This is a genomic window from Saccharopolyspora hattusasensis, assembly GCF_050972075.1.
GTDB lineage: Bacteria > Actinomycetota > Actinomycetes > Mycobacteriales > Pseudonocardiaceae > Saccharopolyspora > Saccharopolyspora hattusasensis.
Window position 1 is genome coordinate 4,410,080 of record NZ_JBPCDC010000001.1, and the last position, 18,974, is coordinate 4,429,053.

Here is an 18,974-nt window from a genome sequence, read left to right on the forward strand (position 1 = left end):
GCTCATTTCTGCTGGTCAGAGTGGATGAGGTGGCCGAATGAGCGAACTCATTCACAACGGCCCACCTCATTGCTCAACTCATTCGCCCGCCACGCGGCAGGGCACCGGGCGACGCCCTTCCTTCGTCGCTCGACTCATGCCCCCGTTCGGCTACTCAACGTGATCTTTGGAGATTCCTGGTGTCCAGCTCGACTGACCTTCTCAACGCCGCTCTGGCCGCCGCGCGGCGCGGCTGGCCGGTGTTCCCGCTCAAGCCGCGAGGCAGCTTCCCCGCCCTGCACGGGCACGCCGAGTGCCCCGGCACCGGGATCTGTGCCAACGGCCACCGCAAGCCCGAACACCGCGCCACCACCGACCCCCGCCGTATCCAAGACTGCTGGAGCGACGACGACTACAACATCGGCCTGGCCACCGGCCCGGCCGGGCTGGTCGTGATCGACCTCGACGTCCCCAAGCCCGGCAAGCCCGTCTCCGCCCGGTGGGCCGAACGGGATGCGGCCGATGGCATGGACGTCTTCCTGCTCGTCTGCGCCGACGCCGGGCAGACTCCACCGCTGGACACTTTCACCGTCACCACCCCCAGCGGCGGAACGCACCTGTACTTCACCGCCCCCGCCGGCATCGAGCTGCGCAACACCCAAGGCGAGCGCGGCAACGGACTCGGCTGGGGAATCGACACCCGCGCCCACGGCGGCTACGTCCTCGCCCCCGGCTCCATCCGGCGAGGCCGCCGCTACACCATCACCGACAACCGGCCACCCGCCCCGCTTCCCGCGTGGCTGGTCGAGCAGCTGCGCCCCGCGGCGCTGCCGCCACAGCAGCCCACCGAGATCACCACCGGCCACGGCCGACGGGCCCGCTACCTCGACGCCGCGATCCACGCCGAAACCGAGCGCGTGCGCGCGGCTGGAGGCGGAGAGCGGAACTTCTCCCTGTACTGCGCCGCAAACGCTCTCGGCCAGCTGGTCGCCGGGCGCGAACTCGGCGAGCAGGACGTCACAGAGCTGCTGTTGCACGCCGCCCACGATCACGTCACCGCCGGCGCCTACAGCTGGAACCAGGCACACAAAACCATCGCCTCCGGACTGCGCGCCGGGGCCGCACGCCCCCGAAAGGTCGCCGCGTGAACAACCCACAACCATCCGGGGCCGACAACGTGCGCCCGCTACGCCCCGAGCTCGCCGACACCTTCGCCACCGCCTGGACCGCCGACAGGCTCATGGCCGCCGAGTTCCCCGAACCCCGGTGGGCCGTGCCCGGAATCTTCTCCGAAGGCGTCAACGTCCTGGCCGGGCCGCCCAAGGTCGGCAAGTCCTGGATGTCTCTCGGCCTGGCGCTGTCCGTCGCCGCCGGAGGCCAGGCGCTGGAGTCGATCGACGTGCAGCCCGGCCCCGTGCTCTACCTCGCGTTGGAAGACACCCCACGCCGGTTGCAGACCCGCATGGGCAAGCTTCTCGGCGGCAAGCCCGCCCCACCGGGTCTCACCCTGGCCACCGAGAGCCCCGCGTTGCCCGCCGGGGGCGATCAGGCCATCGCCGGATGGCTGGAACGCAACCGGGACGCGCGGATGGTCGTGCTCGACGTGTTCGCCAAGATCCGGGGCGTCCCGCCCGCAGGCATGTCCGCCTACGACGCCGACTACGCCGCCGTGTCCCGCGCGAAACGCATCGCCGATCACTACGGCGTCGCGATGGTCCTGGTCCACCACGTCCGCAAGATGGGCTCTGAGGACTTCCTCGCCGAAGTATCCGGCACCAACGGCATCGCCGGAGCCGCAGACGCCGTCCTGGTCCTCAAGCGCGGCCGGAACCAGGCCGACGGCGTTCTCAACGTCACCGGCCGCGACGTCGACGAAGCCGAATACGCCCTGTCCTTCCAAGCCACGACGGGAAGTTGGCAGCTGCTCGACGGCCCCGCCACCGACCACACCTTGCACGACACCAGCGCCACGATCTTGCGCTACGTACGCGAAAACCCCGGTGAGGGACCGAAAGCTATCGCCGACGTGACCGGCCTGCCGTACGAGAACGTCAAGAAGACCTGCCAGCGCTTGGCCAAGGCCGGCGACCTGCACGCCGCGAGCGGCCGATATCGCATCCCGAGTACCCCGGATGTCCCTGGGGATGGGAACGCGACCGGCCAGGAAGTGTCCCCGGCGTCCCCGCTGTCCCCGAACCTCTTCTGAACAGGGAAAACAAAGATCGAAATCGGGGACACGGTCAGGGAAACCTTGTCCCTCTGCTGTCTTCGACAGGAAAGGAACCCGCCATGGACGACGTCCACAACACCGGCCAGCCGCGAGTGCTTCTCACCGTTGAGCAGGCCGCCGAACGACTCGGCCTCGGACGAACCACCGTCTACCAGCTCATCGCGAACGGCGACTTGGGCTCCGTTCGAATCGGCCGCCTTCGCCGCATTCCCGCCGACGCCATCGACGCGTACGTCAAGCACCTCATGCAACAGCAGTGATCACGGACGAGAGGACACGCCATGCCGCCGAAGAAGCGCACCCAGGGAACCCGCGCGCCGAACGGTGCGAGCAGCATTTACCAGGACAAGGACGGGAAGTGGCATGGCCGCGTCACGATGGGAATTCGAGATGACGGCAAGCCAGACCGGCGACACGTTCGCGGAAAGACGCGTGCTGAGGTGACCAAGAAGGTCCGCGAGCTCGAAAAGTCGCGCGACGAAGGCAACATCACCAAGCCCGGTGAGAAGTGGACCGTCGCGGAGTGGATGGACCACTGGCTGAACAACATCGCCACCGCAACGACGAGTGACAACGGGTGGGATGCCTACTTCTACGCTGCCAAGCACATTCGCAAGTACATCGGTGCGCACAAGCTTTCGCCTCGCCTCCTGCCCGAACACTTGGAGACGATGTACCGCAAGATGCAGGAGGCAGGCGCGTCGGCCGCCACTGCCCACCAGGCGCACCGGACCGTCCGAACGGCATTGAACGAGGCCGTTACGCGCGGATATCTCGGCAAGAACCCGGCCTTGATCGCCAAGCCTCCCAAGGTGGAAGAAAAGGAGATCGAACCGTTCAAGCGGAACGAGATCGCCAAGCTGTTCGGCGTCGCGCTGGAGAACCGCAATGCGTGCCGGTGGATCATCGCGATCTCGCTGGGACTGCGACAGGGCGAGACACTCGGACTGCGGTGGTCCGACATCGACTTCGACGAGGGCACGATCAAAGTCAATATCCAGCGGCCTCGGCCGAAGTGGGCGCACGGTTGCGGCGACTCCTGCGGGCGCAAGCATGGCGGCCACTGTCCGCAGCGGGTGAACCTCCGGAAGGAGACGAAGAAGCCGAAGTCTCGCGCAGGCGAACGACCGATTGGGCTTCCGCCGCCGTTGCTTGATCAGCTCAAGCTGCATGCTGCCGAGCAGGCGGCAGAGCGCGAGCGGGCGGGCGACCTTTGGCACGACGGCGATTGGCTGTTCACCAACGAGGTCGGACAGCCGATCAACCACCGGACCGACCTCAAGCACTGGAAAGACCTGCTGGCCGGTGCCGACGTGCGCGACGCGCGGTTGCACGACGCCCGACACACGGCCGCGACCGTGCTGCTGGAGCTCGGAGTAACCCAACGTGCTGCCGAGCACGTGATGGGGTGGTCCAACCCGTCAATGGCGAAGCGGTACATGCACGTGACCGGAGAGGTGCTTGGCATGGTCGCTGACAAGGTGGGGGAGGGACTCTGGGCGAAGCCGAAGAAGCCGCCCCGGAAGCGTCGGAAAAAGACCAACTGAGACCAAAAATGAGACCAGCCGCAACAGAGCCCGGCCGAGGTGATCCCCGTCGGGCTCTGTTTGTGCTGGTCACAGGAGCGGAAGCGGGGGGATTCGAACCCCCGGTCGCTCTCGCGACGCTCGCTTTCAAGGCGAGTGCATTCGGCCGCTCTGCCACGCTTCCATGCCGTAGCGTAGCCAACCCGCGAAGATCCGCCTGCAGCGGTCCGGGTCAGTCCAAGCCGCGCAGGCGGGTCGTCAGCCGCTCGAAAACTGCGCCCAGGACCTTCATTTCGTCGGGCTCCAGCAGGTCGATCATGTGCGTTCGGACGCCCGCGACGTGCGTGGGGGCAGCTTCGCGCAGCTTCGCCAGCCCCTTGTCGGTAAGCACCGCGAGCACACCTCGGCCGTCGCTGGGGCATTCGTCCCGACGGGCCAGCCCGGCCGTTTCCAGGCGGCGGATCTGGTGCGAGATCCGGCTCTTGGAGTGCGCGATCTGGGCGGCCAGCTCGCTCATCCGCATTCGCAGGCCGGGTTGCTCGGACAGGCTGACCAGGATTTCGTAGTCCGCGATCGAGAGTCCGTGGGCGAGCTGCAGTTCGCGGTTGAGCCGGTACTCCAGCAGCGCGCTGCCGACGATGTAAGCGCGCCAGGATGCCATTTCGCAGTCGCCCAGCCACTTGGTTCGCTGCTCGGTCGCCTCGGTCGCCTCGGTCACGCGGCCAGGTTACCGGCAGGTTGACGGTACTGGTGCAGGTTCGGACGTACCGGAAAAATAATTTGCTTCCTAACCATTCACTCCACGTATGATCGGGTCGTGCCCGGCTTCCTGGAGCGAGATCCGCAGCGCATGCCACTGAACCGGCTGGTGGGGCTGACCGGTCGGCGGTTGTCGCTTTACTGGGAGCAAGCGGTGGCGCGGAGCACCGACCTGAGCCAGACGGCGCTGCTGGCCCTCACCGCGATCGACGAACGGGACGGCCGAACGCACCGCGAGGTAGCCGAGAGCTGCTGGGTGCGCCCGGCGACGCTGACCCCGGTCATCGACGCCCTGGAGTCCGACGGATTGCTGACCAGGCAGCGCGACACGGCCGACCGGCGCGTAGTCCGGCTGCGCATCACCCCGGCGGGGCGGGCAGCGCTGGGCGAGGCGTGGCGGGGGGTTCGCGCGGAGTTCCGGCGGATCGACCCGGGCACGAGCCCGGCAGCAGAGGCCCTGATCCGTAAGTACCTGCTCGCGATCCTGAGCGGTCTGAACGAGAGAGAAGGCGGATGTGACCAAAGCGGTTGAAGTGACCGACCTGGTCAAGCGCTACCCGAAGGCCAGGAACAACGCGGTGGACGGACTCAGCTTCGAGGTGGAGGCGGGGGAGATCTTCGGGCTGCTCGGCCCGAACGGAGCCGGCAAGACCACCACCGTCGGCATCCTGACCACCAGGGTCCTGCTGACCAGCGGAACCGCCCGCGTCGCGGGGGTCGACGTGGCGGCCGACCCGGTCGCGGCCCGCAGCAGGGTGGCGGTCGTGCCGCAGCGGGTCAACCTGGACCGCTCGTTGAACGCCCGCCAGAACCTCATCTGGCATGCCGCGTACCACGGCGTCGCCCGCGGCGAGCGGAAGCGGCTCGCGGACGAACTGCTCGACCGGATGGGCTTGGCGGAGAAGGCGAAAGCCCGCGTCGACGACCTCTCCGGCGGCCAGGCGCAGCGGCTGATGATCGCTCGCGCGCTGATCCACAAGCCCGAGGTGCTGTTCCTGGATGAGCCGTCCACCGGGCTCGACCCGCAGGCCCGGCTGTTCGTCCACGACCGCATCAACGACCTGCGATCCGAGGGCGTGACGGTCGTGCTCACCACCCACGACATGGACGAGGCGGAGAAACTGTCCGACCGGGTCGGCGTCGTCGACCACGGCAAGCTGCTGACGCTGGACACGCCGGAGGCGCTGATCAAGTCGCTGCCGGGCAGCGGCACGGTGGACGCCACGCTGCGGACCAACGGCTACGACCCGGCCAGGGTCGCCGAGCTCTTATCCGATGTGGACGGTGTGCAGCGGGTCGAGCAGATCGGTACCGGCACCAACCAGGCCGGGGAAGCCGAGCTGCGCCTGCGCCTGTACGTGGGCGAGGAACCCGCCGCGCTGCTCGGCCCGGTCGCGCAAACCCTGCACGAGCAACGGGTTTCGGTCAGTGACCTGTCGCTCGGATCGGCGACGCTGGAAGACGTCTTCATCGACCTGACCGGAAGGGAACTGCGATGAGTCCTGTCCGCGCATTCACCGCGGTGCTGAGCCGCGATGTGTTCGTGACCGGTCGGGAGCTCCCGAGCTTCCTGGCGCAGGTGCTGGTGCAGCCGGTCGCGCTGTTGTTCATCTTCGGCAAGGTGCTCAGCGAGCTCGGCTACGCCCAGCCCGGCTACGCGCAGATACTGCTGCCGGGCATGATCGCGCTCAACGCCTTCCTGGTGTCGCTGCAGAACACTTCTTTCCCGCTGGTGCTGGACTTCTCGTTCTCCCGGGAGATCGAGGACCGGCTGCTGGCGCCGCTGCCGATCAGCTGGGTGGCGGTGGAGAAGATGCTGTTCGGCGCGCTGCGGGGGCTGCTGGCGGCGGTGCTGATGGTGCCGATCGGCATGGTGATGTTGGGGGACATCAACTGGAACCTCGGCGGCCTGGCGTTCGCGCTGCTGTGCATGGTCCTGGGCTCGCTGTCCGGCGCGGCGGTCGGCCTGACGGTCGGAGCGGCGGTGCCGCCGCGGCGCATCAACATCATGTTCGCGGTGATCCTGGCGCCGCTGATGTTCACCGGGGCGACCCAGTTCCCGTGGGCGCAGCTGGAACACCTCCGCTGGTTCCAGGTCCTCTGCGCGATCAACCCGCTGACCTACGTCAGCGAGGGCATGCGCGGAGCGCTCCTGCCGGAGGTCCCGCACATGCCGGCCTGGATCTGCGTCCTGGCCCTGCTGATCGCCACGGTGCTCTTCGGAGCCCTCGGCATCAAGTTCTTCCTCCGCCGAGCCCTCGACTGACGCAGAACACGAGGACGGATCGCTCACGCGACGGCCGACCGAACCACGGTCAACGGTCGAAACGACCGGCCTTGAGGCCGCCGAGGAACCCGGCCCAGGAGTGCTGGTTCACGCATAACGTGCCGCCGTCGCGGTCCTTGGTGTCGCGGATGTAGGTCGCCGACTCACCGATGGCCAGCTCGACGCACTGCCTGGGACCGCTACCGCTCCGGCTGCTCTTGCGCCAGTTCATGGCAGATCACTCCAACGCTCTTGCTCTCGCACTGAGCGACTTCGCCGACTCCTCGGAGCTCAGTGCAGAAGAGGCGATCTCTTCGAACATGTCCGAAAATCGTTTCACGTCTTCGACATTCTCCACCCACGCGCCACCTGCGGCGGAATCTACGTAGACGGCAGGTGGATCGTCAGAGCTGTGGTACCCAATGAGAGTGAAGCCGCCGCACATGTTCCCGTACGAGCCCGCTGAGAAGGGCACGACCTGGATCGTGATGTTGTCCTGCTCCATCACTGTGATCAAGTGGCGCATCTGCTCGGCCATGATCTCGTCGTTGCCGACGGTTCGATGAAGTACCGCCTCGTCGAGCAAGGCATGCAGCTTGAGCGGTGCAGAACCCGATAGCCGTGCCTGTCGACTCAATCGAGCAGTCACATACCGCTCGGCGCTCGAAGTATGGAACTGCTGGCCCTTCGCATTGACAGCACGCACATACGCCGGCGTCTGCAGAAGTCCGGGAACCAGCAGGGGATCCACTGTTCGTGCGGAGTCCGCCTCGGCTTCAGCGCGCAGGAACACGCGGAACGGCTTCGGAGAACCAGCAGGAGTGATCAGGCGAACGGCCCTGTCGCCAGCGTCTTCCCACAGCGCTGCGGCCTCGGCTCGCTGGTCGTCGCTTGCGTTGTAGAGCGCGAGCAACGCCTGCAATGTCGCCCAGCCGGGCCGAAAGTGGCCGGTCTCGTAGCGGCTCACCGTCGATTCGCCGACACGCAACAAGTCGCTCGCGTGGGCGAGAGTCTGGTCTGCCTCGGTGCGAAGACGAGCAAGTAGCTGACCGAGTCGTTTCTTGCGCCGCGTCGGGGTGGTCGGCATGGCAGGAGCGTAGCGCGACCTGATCGTGGGGGAGCTACACCAGATCGGAGGATTTATAAAGGAGCCATTGCTCCCGATATTTTCCTTGTCAGGCTCGAAGCTTGGGTTCCGATTGACTGTTTGAGTAGGTGGTGGGGGATGCATCCGTTTCACTGGGTTCCGGCTGCTGGGGCGCGGCACGCGAGTTTGGACGCTCGGCCGGACGGGGCCTTGGCGTATCCGAGCGGGACCGGCGTGCAGACCTTGTGCGGGCAGCGGCTCACGGCCGACAACTCGGAATTGGCTTGGTTGTGGGAAACCTGCCCCGGATGCGATGCCGAAGCGCGGCGGATCTCCGGCGCGGCTCCTCCGTTGCCGCGATGAGCGAGCGCACCAGGGGGCTCGCGACGTTGCTCCGACGGGCCCAGTGGATGTTGGACGACCTGGCTTTCCAAGTCGGCGCAGGCGTTCTCGACTCCGACGACCTCGACGCAGCCGCCTCGGCCCTGGACGAGACGGCGCGGCTGCTGCACGAAACCGCGAACAACGATGCGCGCGCCAGCGCGTAAAAGGACCGATCACATGCCGAACGTGCTGGACATGATGCCGCAAATCGGGTTCATCTCGGCGATCCTCGCCTATTACCTGATCGTCACGCGGAAGTCCTACCGGCCCCAACACGCGGGCGAGGGCGAAGGCGCCCTGACGGTCTGGCACCTCATAGCCCACGTGGAAGCCGAGCAGCGACGACGCGAGCAAGGCGGCCGCCACCGCCTCCGCGAACCGGCGGAGCACTCCATATCGGACAGTCCAGCTCCACCGCTGGACCTCCAACGCCGTGTCCTAGAAGGCCTCCGCCGCCTATAGCCACCCGAACCCGGCTCGATGCCGATGCCCCCGATCTCGCGGCATCGAGCCAGCCGAGCGGCCGGTCGGTGCGCTTCCCCTCCCCACGCACCGACCGGCCGCACCCCACTTCGCGCCGTCGGGTTCGCAGTTTCAATCAAGCCATTGGGTCTTCTCGTCGGCTGGATGTGAGGCCGCACGGCGCCCTGGGCCGGGTTGTCCGAGTCGCCCCTCGACGCGGACAACCCGGCCTTTTTGTCGCTTGACAGAAGTAAAAACGACACACGATCGAGCGATTACCTTTTGTGTAACACTCCAAACTCCATGGTTTCCCTGACCCGTTTGTCCTGATCAAGCGGCGGATGCGGGTGATCGGGCTCCGGTCGGTCCGCGTCGGTGGTCACGGAGTGCGCGTTAGCGTCCCGGCGGCACTTGATCTCGCAAATCAGGCTGCCCGCTGCAGGTGCTTCCCGGCCTTCGCCGGGGCCGCCGACAACAGGTACGCCAACGGGCCAGGAGCTGATCATGAATCCTCGCACAACGAGTACCGGACGCCCCGACCACGCCGGTCGCCGCGTCCGGATGGCGGCTGCCGCCGTGCTCGGTGCGCTTTGCCTGGGCATCAGCGGATGCTCGGGCACATCGCCGATCGAGCCGGCCCACGCGATAGCGCAAGCCGACCTCGGCATGCAGGCCTCCGCGACCACCTTCGCGAACTTCCCCAAGGCACCGCAAGATCGGGCGCCGAACGCGGAAACCAGCGGGCTCGTGCTGCACATCAAGCGTGACGTCGCAGTGCACGAGGCACCCGGCGGCGCCGTGTTCGCCAAGCTCCCCGCCACCCAGCTGAAGAACCCCACCTGGGTGCCGGTGATCGCGGAGCACGGCCCGTGGGCGCAGGTGCTGCTCCCATCGCGTCCCAACGGTGCGACCGGTTGGGTCCGCACCGACGATCAAGTCGAGCGGGCGCGGTCTCCCTACGTCGTGGACGTCGACATCGATGCGCGTCGGCTCGTGGTGCGCGAGGACGGCTCGGCGATCGGGGAGTGGGTCGTCGGGGTCGGCGCACCGGGTTCGCCGACGCCGCGCGGCCGAACCTTCATCATGGCGGCGATCGAGGAGACCGTCACCAAGTTCAGCCCGATCATCCTGCCGCTTGGCGCGCACTCCGACACCTTCAGCACCTACGGCGGCGGCCCTGGCACGGTCGCGCTGCACGGATGGCCCGACCCCGCGGTGTTCGGCCAGGCGAGCAGCGACGGGTGCGTCCGCGTACCCGACGATGCGCTTCGCCTGCTGACCACCCTGCCGTTGGGCACCCTCGTCCACCTGCGGTGATCGCCGTAGATGGAAATTCCCCGAAGTACACCGAAAAGGAAGTGCTACGAATGCGCAAGACTGCTTGCCTCGCCGGAGTTTTCGCCGCAGGCGCCGGACTGCTGGGCGGCGCCGCGCCGGCGTTCGCGGACAGCGCGGACAACGACGGCATCAACATCGGCAACGACAACAACCTGAGCGTGTTGCCGATCCAGTTGTGCGGCAACAACATCGGGGTGCTCGGGGCCGTGGTGCCGATCCTCTCGCCGCAGGCCAACCACTGCACCAACGCGCCGATCGTGGACCACCCGACCGTCCCCGGGAAGCCGGGCACCGACGGGCCCTGCGAGCCGGGCGGGCAGAGCGGACCGGGCTGGCAGGGTGGGCCCGGTTGGCAGGGTGGGCCCGGTTCGCAGGGTGGCGGCTGGCAGGGTGGCGGCTGGCAGGGTGGGCCGGGGCGCGACCAGTGCGCGCCCGGCGTCCCCGGCGGGCCGAGCGACCCCGTCCAGACCCCGCCGAGGCAGGTGTCGGCCGTCAAGCCGCTGCCCACCGCGCCAGCACCGGTCGCGGTTCGCGGACACCACCCGGTGACCGGCTGACCCGACCGATTGGTTTATTTCACCCGAACGAGTGCATGCCTAAGTCGCTGGCTGGCTCGCATCGTTTGATCAGCACTAGATTCCGGTGCTGCGTAGATCACTACGCACTCCAAGTGGTCGTTCCGGCTCGAACGACCACACCCCCGGTGGTGGTGCCCGGCGAAGTACTCCCCCTCTCTTCGCAGGGCACCATCACTGTTTACGGGGCATCCCGGGAAAACCGGTCAGCCGCTGATGCGGTCGGAGCACCGGGGTCAACGCCGTCGTCCGCTCGGCGGCCGTGTTCCACGGCGTCGTCTCCGACTCTAGGCATTCGGCGATTCGGTGCACCCGCAAGTCCGGGTGCACCGAATCGCCGCAAGATCACTGCGCCGCTTGGCCGAACGAGCTGGCTGCGGCCAGGAACGCGTCGTTCTCCTCGGGTTGTCCGATGGTGACCCGCGCGCCCTCGCTGGCGAAAGCGCGAACCACGACCTTGTTCTGCAGGCAGTGCTCGTTGAACTCGGCGGTGCGCTCACCCAGCGGCAGCCAGACGAAGTTCGCCTGCGTTTCGGGAACCTCGTACCCGGCGGCCACGAGTTCACGGCGCACCCGCTCCCGCTCGGCGACCACGTTGGCGCACCGCTTCCGCAGCTCGTCCTGCGCTTCCAGCGAAGCGATCGCGGCGACCTGGGCGATGGCGTTGACGCTGAACGGGATCGCGACCTTGCGCAGTGCGACGGCGACCTTCGGCGGGGCCACGGTGTAGCCCACGCGCAGCCCGGCGAGGCCGTACGCCTTGGAGAAGGTCCGCATCGAGGCCACGTTGTCGCGCGCCCTCGCGATCTCGACGCCGTCCGGGCCGTCCGGGTCGTTGACGAACTCGAAATACGCCTCGTCGAGCACCACCAGCACGTCCGAGGGCACCCGGTCCAGGAAGGCTTCGAGCTCGGCCCGCCGCAGCAGGGTGCCGGTCGGGTTGTTCGGCGTGCACACGAACATCAGCCGGGTGGCCGGGGTGATCGCGGCGAGCATCGCCTCCAGGTCCAGCGCGTGCTCAGCGGTCAGCGGCACCCGGACCTGTTTGGCGCCCACGACCTGCGTGATGATCGGGTACGCCTCGAACGACCGCCACGGGAAGATGACCTCGTCGTCGGCGGTGCAGGTGGCCTGCACCAGCTGCTCGCACAGCGCGACCGACCCGCAGCCGACGGCGATCCGCTCCGGCTCCACCCCGAACCGCGCCGCCAGCGCCTCGGTCAGCCGCCCGACGCCCATGTCCGGGTAGCGGTGCACCTCGCCGGCCGCCTGGTTGATCGCCGCGACCGCGCTGGGCAGCGGGCCTTCGGAAACCTCGTTGCTGGCCAGCTTGATCGAGCCGGGGATGGTCCGGCCGGCGACGTAAGCGGGCAGCTGGTCGAGGTCGGCACGAGTGCGCACGGTCATTTACGACTCCTAGCTCCGACGATGGGTCACCTGGACGTTAGCTCGCCTGACCGGGGGACAGGGGCACGGGTCATTCTGCGAAGCGGGTGACGAACATCGTGTACGAATGTCTGGGACAGGTGGGGCGTCGCCTGCCCGGCGGGGCCGGTGCGACGGACGGTTCCGTCTGATGGCTTGTCTTGGCGGCCATCCGTGTATTTCGCTCGTCCGAGCGGTGGAATTCGTTGACTCGTGTTCACTTCGGCGTGATTACCTGCACGGCATGATCCAAACCCGGACCGAAACGCTCGCGCTCACCGATGGCACCCAGCTCCGGTTCACCGTCGCCGAACCGGACACCGTGGTGCGCGGTGGACTCGTCGTCCTGCACGAGGCCCGCGGCGTCACGGAGCGGGTGCGCCGGCTGTGCGGCTCCCTCGCCGAAGAGGGCTGGCTCACCGTCGCGCCGCATCTCTACCACCGCGACGGCACCGACGAGTTCCACGACCACCAGCCGGACGAGCACGTGCACGACCAGGTGCGGCGGCTGTCCGGCGACACGATCCTCGCCGACACCGACGCGTCCTTCCTCTGGCTGTCCGATCAGGGCGTACCGGCCGACCGGCAGGGGGTCCTCGGCTTCGACATCGGCGGCTCGGCCGCGTTGGTGGTGGCGGCCAGCCGCACCTTGGGGGCCGCCGTGAGCATCGGCGGGCGCGGCATCCTAGAGCCGCTGTCCGCGGCAGTGCCGCCGCTGGTGCAGATCGCCGGGGAGCTCTCCTGCCCGTGGCTCGGGCTGTACGGCGACGACGACGAGATGGAGCCCGGCGAGGTCGAGAAGCTTCGCGAGGTCACCGACACCGCGCAGGCCGCGACCGACGTGATCCGCTTCCCGGGAGCCGGGCACCGGTTCGACCGCGACGCGGACGCGGCGGCGGAGGCGTGGCAGCGAGCCCGCAACTGGCTGGACCTCCACCTGCGCTGACCGCGCGTCGCCAGCGGAGAATCAGCAGCTCATCGCTACCGGAGGCTAGGCGAACGGGGTCCAGGTGGGTTAGGAAGAGCCCATGACGTCGAGCACCAATCCAGAGCAGGTCCCCGAGCTGTTGTGGCAACCGAGCGCGGAGCGCGTGGCCACGAGCCGGATGGCCGCGTTCCGGGACTGGTTGCGCATTGAGCGGGACCTCGACCTGCCCGACTACCGGGCGTTGTGGCAGTGGTCGGTGTCGGACCTGAGCGGTTTCTGGGCCGCAGTGGCGGACTTCTTCGACGTCCGCTTCCACGACCGCGCCGAGCGGGTCCTGACCGCCGAGGTGATGCCGGGCGCGGAGTGGTTCCCCGGCGCCACCCTGAACTACGCCGAGCACGCGCTGTGCGACGGCGCGGGCAAGGGGGACGGCGACCTGGCGGTGATCTTCGCGCGGGAGGACGGCCGCAGCGAGGAGATCACCTACGGCGGACTGCGGGCCCGGGTGGCCGCCGCCCGCGCGGGCCTCAAGGCGCTCGGCGTGCGGGCGGGGGACCGGGTTGCGGCGCTGGCGCCGAACAGCCCCGAGACGCTGGTGGCGTTCCTCGCCGCGGCGAGCCTCGGTGCGACCTGGTCGTCGTGCTCGCCGGACTTCGGCGCGCGGGCGGTCGCGGACCGCTTCGTGCAGATCGAGCCGAAGGTGCTGATCGCGGTCGACGGCTACTCCTACGGCGGCCGCAGCTTCGACGTCCGGTCCACTGTGGACCAACTGCGCGAGGCGGTGCCCGGGTTGACGGGCACGGTGCTGGTCGACTACCTCGGCGAGGGCGCCGAGCTGGCGGATGCCATCGGCTGGGACGACCTGCTTGCGCAGCACCGCGGCGCGCCGCTGGAGTTCGACCCGGTGCCGTTCGACCACCCGCTGTGGGTGCTGTACTCCTCCGGCACCACCGGCCTGCCGAAGGGCATCGTGCACGGCCACGGCGGCATGGTCCTGGAGCACCTTAAGGCCATCGGCCTGCACTGCGACCTCGGCCCGGGCGACCGGTTCTTCTGGTTCACCACGACCGGCTGGATGATGTGGAACTTCCTGGTCGGCGGCCTGCTCACGGGCACGAACCTGGTGCTGTACGACGGGAGCCCGGGCTACCCGGCGCTGTCGGCGCTGTGGAAGCTTGCGGCCCGGCACCGGGTGAACTACTTCGGCACGTCGGCGCCGTTCATCCAGAGCTGCCTCAAGCGCGAACTGCGCCCAAAGGACGACTTCGACCTCTCCGCGCTGCGCACCGTCGGCTCGACCGGCGCGCCGCTGACCACCGACGGCTTCCGCTGGGTGGCCGACGCCGTCGGCGCGGACGTGCAGATCGCCAGCGTCTCCGGCGGCACCGACCTGTGCACCGCGTTCGTGGGCGCCGCGCCGGACGTGCCGGTGTGGCTGGGCGAGATCTCCTGCCGGATGCTCGGCGCGGCGGTCGCCTCCTACGACGAGTACGGCAAGGAGCTGCATGACGAGGTCGGCGAGCTGGTGGTGACCAAGCCGATGCCGACGATGCCGGTGTTCTTCTGGAACGACCCGGACGGCTCGCGGCTGCGCGAGGCGTACTTCGACACGTTCCCGGGCGTGTGGCGGCACGGCGACTGGGTGCGGATCACCGAACGCGGCACCCTGGTGATCTACGGCCGCAGCGACTCGACCCTCAACCGCGGCGGCGTCCGGATGGGCACCGCGGAGTTCTACCGGGTGGTGGAGGGCTTCGAGGAGATCGTCGACTCGCTGGTGATCGACACGTCGGGCGCGGGCGAAACCGACGGCAGACTGCTGTGCTTCCTGGTGCTGGCGGAGGGCGCCGACCTGAACGAGGTCCAGCCGAAGCTCAAGGCGGCGCTGCGCACCGAGCTGTCGCCGCGGCACGTCCCGAACCGGTTCGTCGTCGTCGACGAGGTGCCGCGCACCCTCAACGGCAAGAAGCTGGAGGTGCCGGTGAAGAAGATCCTCGCCGGCACCCCGCCGGAGCGAGCGGTTAGCCGCGACGCCCTGCAGAACCCGGCGTCCCTCGACCCGTTCGTGCAGCTCAGCGCGGAGCTGGCGACCTGATCGGCGGTTCGGGAGTCCTGCCGCGGCGGCCTCCCGACCGCAAAACCGACCCCCCCGTGACGGCCGATCGGGAGGTTGTGTAATCTTTTCTCCGGTGGCCGCGAGGGTTACCGGGAGGCTTCGCCTAGTCTGGTCTATGGCGCCGCACTGCTAATGCGGTTGGGGGTTACGCCCCCTCCCGGGTTCAAATCCCGGAGCCTCCGCTGTGGCCTCCGCCGGAAGGCGGAGTTCACACAACTGAACATGCGCCCGTAGCTCAACGGATAGAGCATCTGACTACGGATCAGAAGGTTAGGGGTTCGAATCCCTTCGGGCGCACGTCTGGTCGAGACAGCAGGAACCCCCTCTAGTCAAGGGGGTTCCTTGCTGTCTCGGGGCTTAGCGGCACGGTTGCTGGTTGGCGCTCATGCCCGGGTTGCCAACAAATTGCCAACTTTCCTTGGCTACTCGCCGGGTGCCTCGGAGTCCAGGAAGGCCATTCGACAGCATCTGGACGACCGTCGCACGGGAAGTACGCCGATGACGGGCCCACCGCAGATCATCTGTGACAGTGACGCCGTGCTGCTCGACTTCGACGGACCGAGGTCGCAACTTACGGCAACTTACGGCAATGGATCGAGAGCCATAACAGGCCAGGCGTGCGCGAGCATGGGCAGCCCGAAGCCTTGGTGAACCGGGTGAACCCCATCTCGCTCTGCGAGCCGGGGCGCGTCAGCTTTCGCGGCATTTCGCGGTCAGTCTTCGCGAGATCGGCGACATCGTCAGGGCAGCACTCGTGCTCACCCATTTCGAACACCGCCGACTCACGTGAAACCCGTTGAGATCGCTTTGCCGTTCACGCAGCCAGTGTGCCGATCCACCTTCTGTCACAAGAAGGCGATCAGTCAAGATCTGCACCCATAATCAACGAGGGCAGGCTAACGCCACCCGAAGGTTAATTCTCAAACTAGCGGCCAACCTGTTAGAAATTCGTGACGATACGAGGTGGCGAGGCTATTATGACGCTAGCTTCGCCACCCCGGAGAACATACCGTGGATGTCAGCCTCGCCTCAGCGGATGTAGACCCACAGCTCGACTCCGCCACGGTTGGCACGAATCTTGTAGCTGCAACCGTCCCAACGCCCTTGGGAAATACCGTCATTGCACGCCTTAACAGCCGCGCTGGTGCTGGGATAAACCCCAGCGTAGTACGAGGTGGCAGCTGACGCGAGCGGCGTGACAGCAGTCATGGAGGCAACAGCAAACGCGCCGAAGATTGCAAGCTTCTTGAGCATGCCCATCCCTTCCAAAACGGTATTCGCACTTTTCTGTCGATCTGGCAATGGCAGGCTACAATCGCTTAGCGTGGTCAAGTCAACGCTGAGGTAAGGGAACTGCCCTTCCGTGCGCAATCTAGTTCCCGATGATCACAGCAACGTCGAGCGGAATAGCGGCATAGCGGAATTCCGTTGTGTCCGACCTGTCTTCGGTGGCAGTGGATGGCTTGGCGCGGTCTCGGTGGCGTGTGCGCCGCAGGATCCGACTTACAGCAGGTGTCGACCGTCGCTGGAGCCCGGCAGCAGTCTCCCCGGCGGCTGATCCGTCGTAGTTGTAACCAGGAACCCCGAACGGCGTTGTTCGGTCCAAGGCGGGCAGCGCCGTTTTTGTGATCAGTTGTGCTCAGTTCGCATCGATGATCAATGGCTTGTCCAGGTCGGCGCGTAGCGCTTCGGCGAGCACGAAAAGTCTGTCGGCGAGGTTGCGCCGTTGATCGTTGGTGTACCTTCCGTCGCCCAGAGTAAAGAGGAGGTGCGTGTGCCGTGCGAGCGTGCGGTAATGACTTCGCCAGGTTTCGCCTCCCGGCGTGCAGGCGCGAGATGGTGACATGATCGCGCGATGTGAAATAGGACCTATTTCACAGTATTTGGTAACGATATGAACACGCAACTTATCACAGTTCGATAACTATATTCGCCGGAGTTTTGTTATTTAATCGTAAAGCGGTCAGGAAAGCTGCTGGTCAGCGTGCTTTTCCGGTTGAAATTCGCATTTTCCTGAAGGGGGGGAGTAGGAGTAACGAGCCGGTCGATCCGCAGGATTAACAATCGGAGAGGGTTTGCGTCACGGTGTGTTGCGCGTCTGCGACGCTCTGCGATCGATGGTCGGGTTCTGCAACTGTTAAAACGACAAGATCGCGCCATGCCGTCCACCCCGACTGGGCGGTATGCGCCGGTCAGATCGGAGTGATATGGGTTGCTCCCATGCCAAAGCCTGCCCCCTTTTCCCCCTGCTCAATGCAAGCTTACGAGGCTGGCGTGATTCCTACTGCGACAGCGAGCAACGTTGGCGGGAATGCGCCAGATACAGGTTGGCATCCAGGGGGCAGCTCGTGCCGATCTCGCTGCTCCCGAACGGGGCTGACGTGGGGCACATTCGACGCGCTGCCGAGCGGTCCGCGGCGGCCGAACCAACGCCGCCCGCACCGCTCATTTCCGGGTCGCAGGGAACCGTGGCCTGGTTCGAGCCGGCCCCAGAACCGAAACCTGCGCGGCCTCGTGAACCTGCGCGGCCTCGGGAGCTTTCGCGACCCCCGCACGCCCCGCAGCAGCCCCCGGTGAGCCCGCCAGAACGATCAACTGAACCCCGCGGCTCGAAACGCCGCTGGTGGACTCGGCTCGCCGAGTGGATGAGAGGTCCCGCATGAGCAACTACTGGCCCTGGTGGGCGGGCGCTATCGGGCTCGCCCTCGTCACCATCAACTACACCCTCATCACCGATCGGTCCTTCGGGGTGTCTTCGGCGTGGGATCGCGTCCTGCACTGGCGCGCCGAACGCCGGATCGAACGGCAGGAAGCCCAGTTCGCGGACGACGGAGCTCTCGCTGACGCTCTGGCCGCGGCGACCGCCGACGAGTTCGGGACCCGCGGTGGAGCACCGACGTTGCCGAGCGCGGCACGCGGCGCTGCGCAGCCTGAGCAGGTCTCCGAAGCGGCCGAGTCACGGAATTCCGCGTTCACGACCCGCCGCCAGGTACCGCTGGTCACCCAGGCCGCGCTGCTGTTGTCGATCGTCGTCGGTGGATGGGTGGCTGCGGTCACCTCCGGTCGGTTCGAGCTCCGCTTCGACATGGGCAGTGCTTTCAGCCGACTCGTGACTGACAACCCGAACACCATGATCGGTGTGCTGTTCGTTGGGGGCGTGCTCGTCGGCTTCGGCACCCGCCTCGCCGGGGGCTGCAGCTCCGGTCACGGACTCAGCGGATGCGGACGGTTGCAGCCGGTCAGCATTGTCGCGACTGCCGTCTTCTTCGGCACCGCCGTCCTCGTGTCGTTCCTGCTGTGGAAGGTGATCTGATGCGTACCCGAGGCGCGGTTCTCGTCGCCAACATCATCACCGGGCTGGCCCTCGGTTTCATCGTCACCAACATCGGGTTCGGCGACTACGCCGAGCTGAACCGCATGTTCACCTTCCAAGACCTGCGGATGCTGTACGCCTTCGCCGGCGCGGTCGCGATCATCGTGGTGGCCTTCGCGCTGGTGGGCGTTCGCCGCAGGCCGGGGCGCATCCACGGCGGCGTGATCCCCGGCGCAGTCCTCTTCGGCACCGGCTGGGCGATCTCGGGTGGCTGCCCGGCGATCCCGCTCATCCAGGTCGCTAGCGGATACCTGCCCGCTCTGGTCACGATCGCGGGTGTCATGGTCGGCATCTGGCTCTGCCGCTGGGCCAACGCCCATTTCTTCCAGCTCGACCGCGGATCTTGCGGGTTGTAGCGGACATTCACGAGGCCGGGACCAGAAGGCCGGCCCGAATCCCTTCGGGCGTTCGTTTGGTCGAGCCAGCTGGAAACTCCCTCTCGCCGGGGGCCAGCCGTCTCCGTTCAGTGCTACCAGAGGCGCTTTTCGCGCTCGGGATGGCGGATGTCGTTGCCGTCCATGAGCGC

General features: G+C 67.1%; 21 protein-coding genes and 3 tRNA genes. 18 read left to right on the top strand and 6 right to left on the bottom strand.

Going from position 1 to position 18,974, the window contains the following annotated elements; all coding sequences use genetic code 11:
- The first annotated feature begins 179 nt into the window (after positions 1 to 179).
- The 4 genes from ACRXBZ_RS20765 to ACRXBZ_RS20780 all read left to right on the top strand — a co-directional run bounded on the left by ACRXBZ_RS20765 (position 180) and on the right by ACRXBZ_RS20780 (position 3,756).
- The gene (locus ACRXBZ_RS20765; RefSeq protein ID WP_433880512.1) at positions 180 to 1,127 is read left to right on the top strand and encodes a bifunctional DNA primase/polymerase; all 948 of its coding nucleotides are present in this window, start codon (positions 180 to 182) and stop codon (positions 1,125 to 1,127) included.
- Positions 1,124 to 2,185: an AAA family ATPase gene (locus tag ACRXBZ_RS20770; RefSeq protein ID WP_433880513.1), complete on the top strand. Its 1,062-nt coding sequence runs from the start codon at positions 1,124 to 1,126 to the stop codon at positions 2,183 to 2,185. The genes ACRXBZ_RS20765 and ACRXBZ_RS20770 overlap by 4 nt, the downstream gene beginning before the upstream one ends.
- Before the next feature lie 83 nt (positions 2,186 to 2,268).
- Positions 2,269 to 2,469 (top strand): helix-turn-helix domain-containing protein, encoded by a 201-nt coding sequence (locus tag ACRXBZ_RS20775; RefSeq protein ID WP_433880514.1) that lies wholly within the window; start codon positions 2,269 to 2,271, stop codon positions 2,467 to 2,469.
- 21 nt (positions 2,470 to 2,490) lie between these two features.
- Positions 2,491 to 3,756, top strand: a complete 1,266-nt coding sequence (locus ACRXBZ_RS20780) for a tyrosine-type recombinase/integrase (RefSeq protein ID WP_433880515.1) — start codon at positions 2,491 to 2,493, stop codon at positions 3,754 to 3,756.
- Between the two features lie 78 nt (positions 3,757 to 3,834).
- Here ACRXBZ_RS20780 and ACRXBZ_RS20785 read toward each other — a convergent pair.
- Positions 3,835 to 3,919, bottom strand: a tRNA-Ser gene (locus ACRXBZ_RS20785).
- A 48-nt stretch (positions 3,920 to 3,967) separates the two neighbouring features.
- A complete protein-coding gene (locus tag ACRXBZ_RS20790; protein ID WP_433883928.1) occupies positions 3,968 to 4,396 on the bottom strand; it encodes a MarR family winged helix-turn-helix transcriptional regulator in 429 nt (142 codons plus the stop codon).
- Between the two features lie 156 nt (positions 4,397 to 4,552).
- Here ACRXBZ_RS20790 and ACRXBZ_RS20795 point away from each other — a divergent pair, with 156 nt between their 5' ends.
- The 3 genes from ACRXBZ_RS20795 to ACRXBZ_RS20805 are packed head-to-tail and all read left to right on the top strand — an operon-like array spanning position 4,553 to position 6,760.
- The gene (locus ACRXBZ_RS20795) at positions 4,553 to 5,026 is read left to right on the top strand and encodes a MarR family winged helix-turn-helix transcriptional regulator (RefSeq protein ID WP_433880516.1); all 474 of its coding nucleotides are present in this window, start codon (positions 4,553 to 4,555) and stop codon (positions 5,024 to 5,026) included.
- On the top strand, positions 5,010 to 5,993 hold the full coding sequence (locus ACRXBZ_RS20800; RefSeq protein ID WP_168586084.1) for an ABC transporter ATP-binding protein: 984 nt from the start codon (positions 5,010 to 5,012) through the stop codon (positions 5,991 to 5,993). The genes ACRXBZ_RS20795 and ACRXBZ_RS20800 overlap by 17 nt, the downstream gene beginning before the upstream one ends.
- Entirely contained in the window at positions 5,990 to 6,760 is a 771-nt protein-coding gene (locus ACRXBZ_RS20805; protein WP_168586085.1) for an ABC transporter permease, read from the top strand. The genes ACRXBZ_RS20800 and ACRXBZ_RS20805 overlap by 4 nt, the downstream gene beginning before the upstream one ends.
- 49 nt (positions 6,761 to 6,809) lie before the next feature.
- Here ACRXBZ_RS20805 and ACRXBZ_RS20810 read toward each other — a convergent pair whose 3' ends face one another.
- On the bottom strand, positions 6,810 to 6,992 hold the full coding sequence (locus ACRXBZ_RS20810; protein ID WP_433880517.1) for a DUF397 domain-containing protein: 183 nt from the start codon (positions 6,990 to 6,992) through the stop codon (positions 6,810 to 6,812).
- Positions 6,993 to 6,998: 6 nt separating this feature from the next.
- Positions 6,999 to 7,847, bottom strand: coding sequence for a helix-turn-helix domain-containing protein (locus ACRXBZ_RS20815; protein WP_433880518.1), 849 nt, complete (start codon positions 7,845 to 7,847; stop codon positions 6,999 to 7,001).
- 138 nt (positions 7,848 to 7,985) lie between these two features.
- Here ACRXBZ_RS20815 and ACRXBZ_RS20820 point away from each other — a divergent pair, with 138 nt between their 5' ends.
- The 5 genes from ACRXBZ_RS20820 (at position 7,986) to ACRXBZ_RS20840 (ending at position 10,588) form a co-directional block, all read left to right on the top strand.
- On the top strand, positions 7,986 to 8,210 hold the full coding sequence (locus ACRXBZ_RS20820) for an HC3 family zinc finger protein (RefSeq protein WP_168586088.1): 225 nt from the start codon (positions 7,986 to 7,988) through the stop codon (positions 8,208 to 8,210).
- Positions 8,207 to 8,395, top strand: coding sequence for a hypothetical protein (locus ACRXBZ_RS20825; protein WP_433880519.1), 189 nt, complete (start codon positions 8,207 to 8,209; stop codon positions 8,393 to 8,395). Before ACRXBZ_RS20820 ends, ACRXBZ_RS20825 begins: the two co-directional genes overlap by 4 nt.
- 13 nt (positions 8,396 to 8,408) lie before the next feature.
- On the top strand, positions 8,409 to 8,693 hold the full coding sequence (locus ACRXBZ_RS20830; protein WP_433880520.1) for a hypothetical protein: 285 nt from the start codon (positions 8,409 to 8,411) through the stop codon (positions 8,691 to 8,693).
- A gap of 504 nt (positions 8,694 to 9,197) precedes the next feature.
- The gene (locus tag ACRXBZ_RS20835) at positions 9,198 to 10,010 is read left to right on the top strand and encodes a L,D-transpeptidase (protein ID WP_433880521.1); all 813 of its coding nucleotides are present in this window, start codon (positions 9,198 to 9,200) and stop codon (positions 10,008 to 10,010) included.
- A 50-nt stretch (positions 10,011 to 10,060) separates the two neighbouring features.
- On the top strand, positions 10,061 to 10,588 hold the full coding sequence (locus ACRXBZ_RS20840) for a hypothetical protein (RefSeq protein ID WP_433880522.1): 528 nt from the start codon (positions 10,061 to 10,063) through the stop codon (positions 10,586 to 10,588).
- Between the two features lie 363 nt (positions 10,589 to 10,951).
- On the opposite strand, the gene hisC is transcribed toward ACRXBZ_RS20840, so the two are convergent.
- Positions 10,952 to 12,013 carry a histidinol-phosphate transaminase gene (gene hisC, locus ACRXBZ_RS20845; RefSeq protein WP_433880523.1) on the bottom strand — a complete coding sequence of 354 codons (1,062 nt, stop codon included), beginning with the start codon at positions 12,011 to 12,013 and terminating at the stop codon, positions 10,952 to 10,954.
- A gap of 262 nt (positions 12,014 to 12,275) precedes the next feature.
- On the opposite strand from hisC, the gene ACRXBZ_RS20850 reads away from it, so the two are divergent.
- From ACRXBZ_RS20850 to ACRXBZ_RS20865, 4 genes are all read left to right on the top strand, one after another.
- Entirely contained in the window at positions 12,276 to 12,977 is a 702-nt protein-coding gene (locus ACRXBZ_RS20850) for a dienelactone hydrolase family protein (RefSeq protein ID WP_433880524.1), read from the top strand.
- Positions 12,978 to 13,059: 82 nt separating this feature from the next.
- Positions 13,060 to 15,054, top strand: a complete 1,995-nt coding sequence (locus ACRXBZ_RS20855; protein WP_433880525.1) for an acetoacetate--CoA ligase — start codon at positions 13,060 to 13,062, stop codon at positions 15,052 to 15,054.
- A 113-nt stretch (positions 15,055 to 15,167) separates the two neighbouring features.
- Positions 15,168 to 15,257: transfer RNA gene (locus ACRXBZ_RS20860), tRNA-Ser, on the top strand.
- 42 nt (positions 15,258 to 15,299) lie between these two features.
- Positions 15,300 to 15,372: transfer RNA gene (locus ACRXBZ_RS20865), tRNA-Arg, on the top strand.
- Positions 15,373 to 16,104: 732 nt separating this feature from the next.
- Here the strand turns inward: ACRXBZ_RS20865 and ACRXBZ_RS20870 are convergent.
- Positions 16,105 to 16,329 (bottom strand): hypothetical protein, encoded by a 225-nt coding sequence (locus tag ACRXBZ_RS20870; RefSeq protein ID WP_433880526.1) that lies wholly within the window; start codon positions 16,327 to 16,329, stop codon positions 16,105 to 16,107.
- A 1,405-nt stretch (positions 16,330 to 17,734) separates the two neighbouring features.
- On the opposite strand from ACRXBZ_RS20870, the gene ACRXBZ_RS20875 reads away from it, so the two are divergent.
- Together ACRXBZ_RS20875 and ACRXBZ_RS20880 are read left to right on the top strand one after the other, a co-directional pair.
- A complete protein-coding gene (locus ACRXBZ_RS20875; protein ID WP_433880527.1) occupies positions 17,735 to 18,388 on the top strand; it encodes a YeeE/YedE family protein in 654 nt (217 codons plus the stop codon).
- Positions 18,388 to 18,804 (top strand): YeeE/YedE thiosulfate transporter family protein, encoded by a 417-nt coding sequence (locus ACRXBZ_RS20880; protein WP_168586104.1) that lies wholly within the window; start codon positions 18,388 to 18,390, stop codon positions 18,802 to 18,804. Before ACRXBZ_RS20875 ends, ACRXBZ_RS20880 begins: the two co-directional genes overlap by 1 nt.
- Positions 18,805 to 18,974 lie beyond the last annotated feature (170 nt).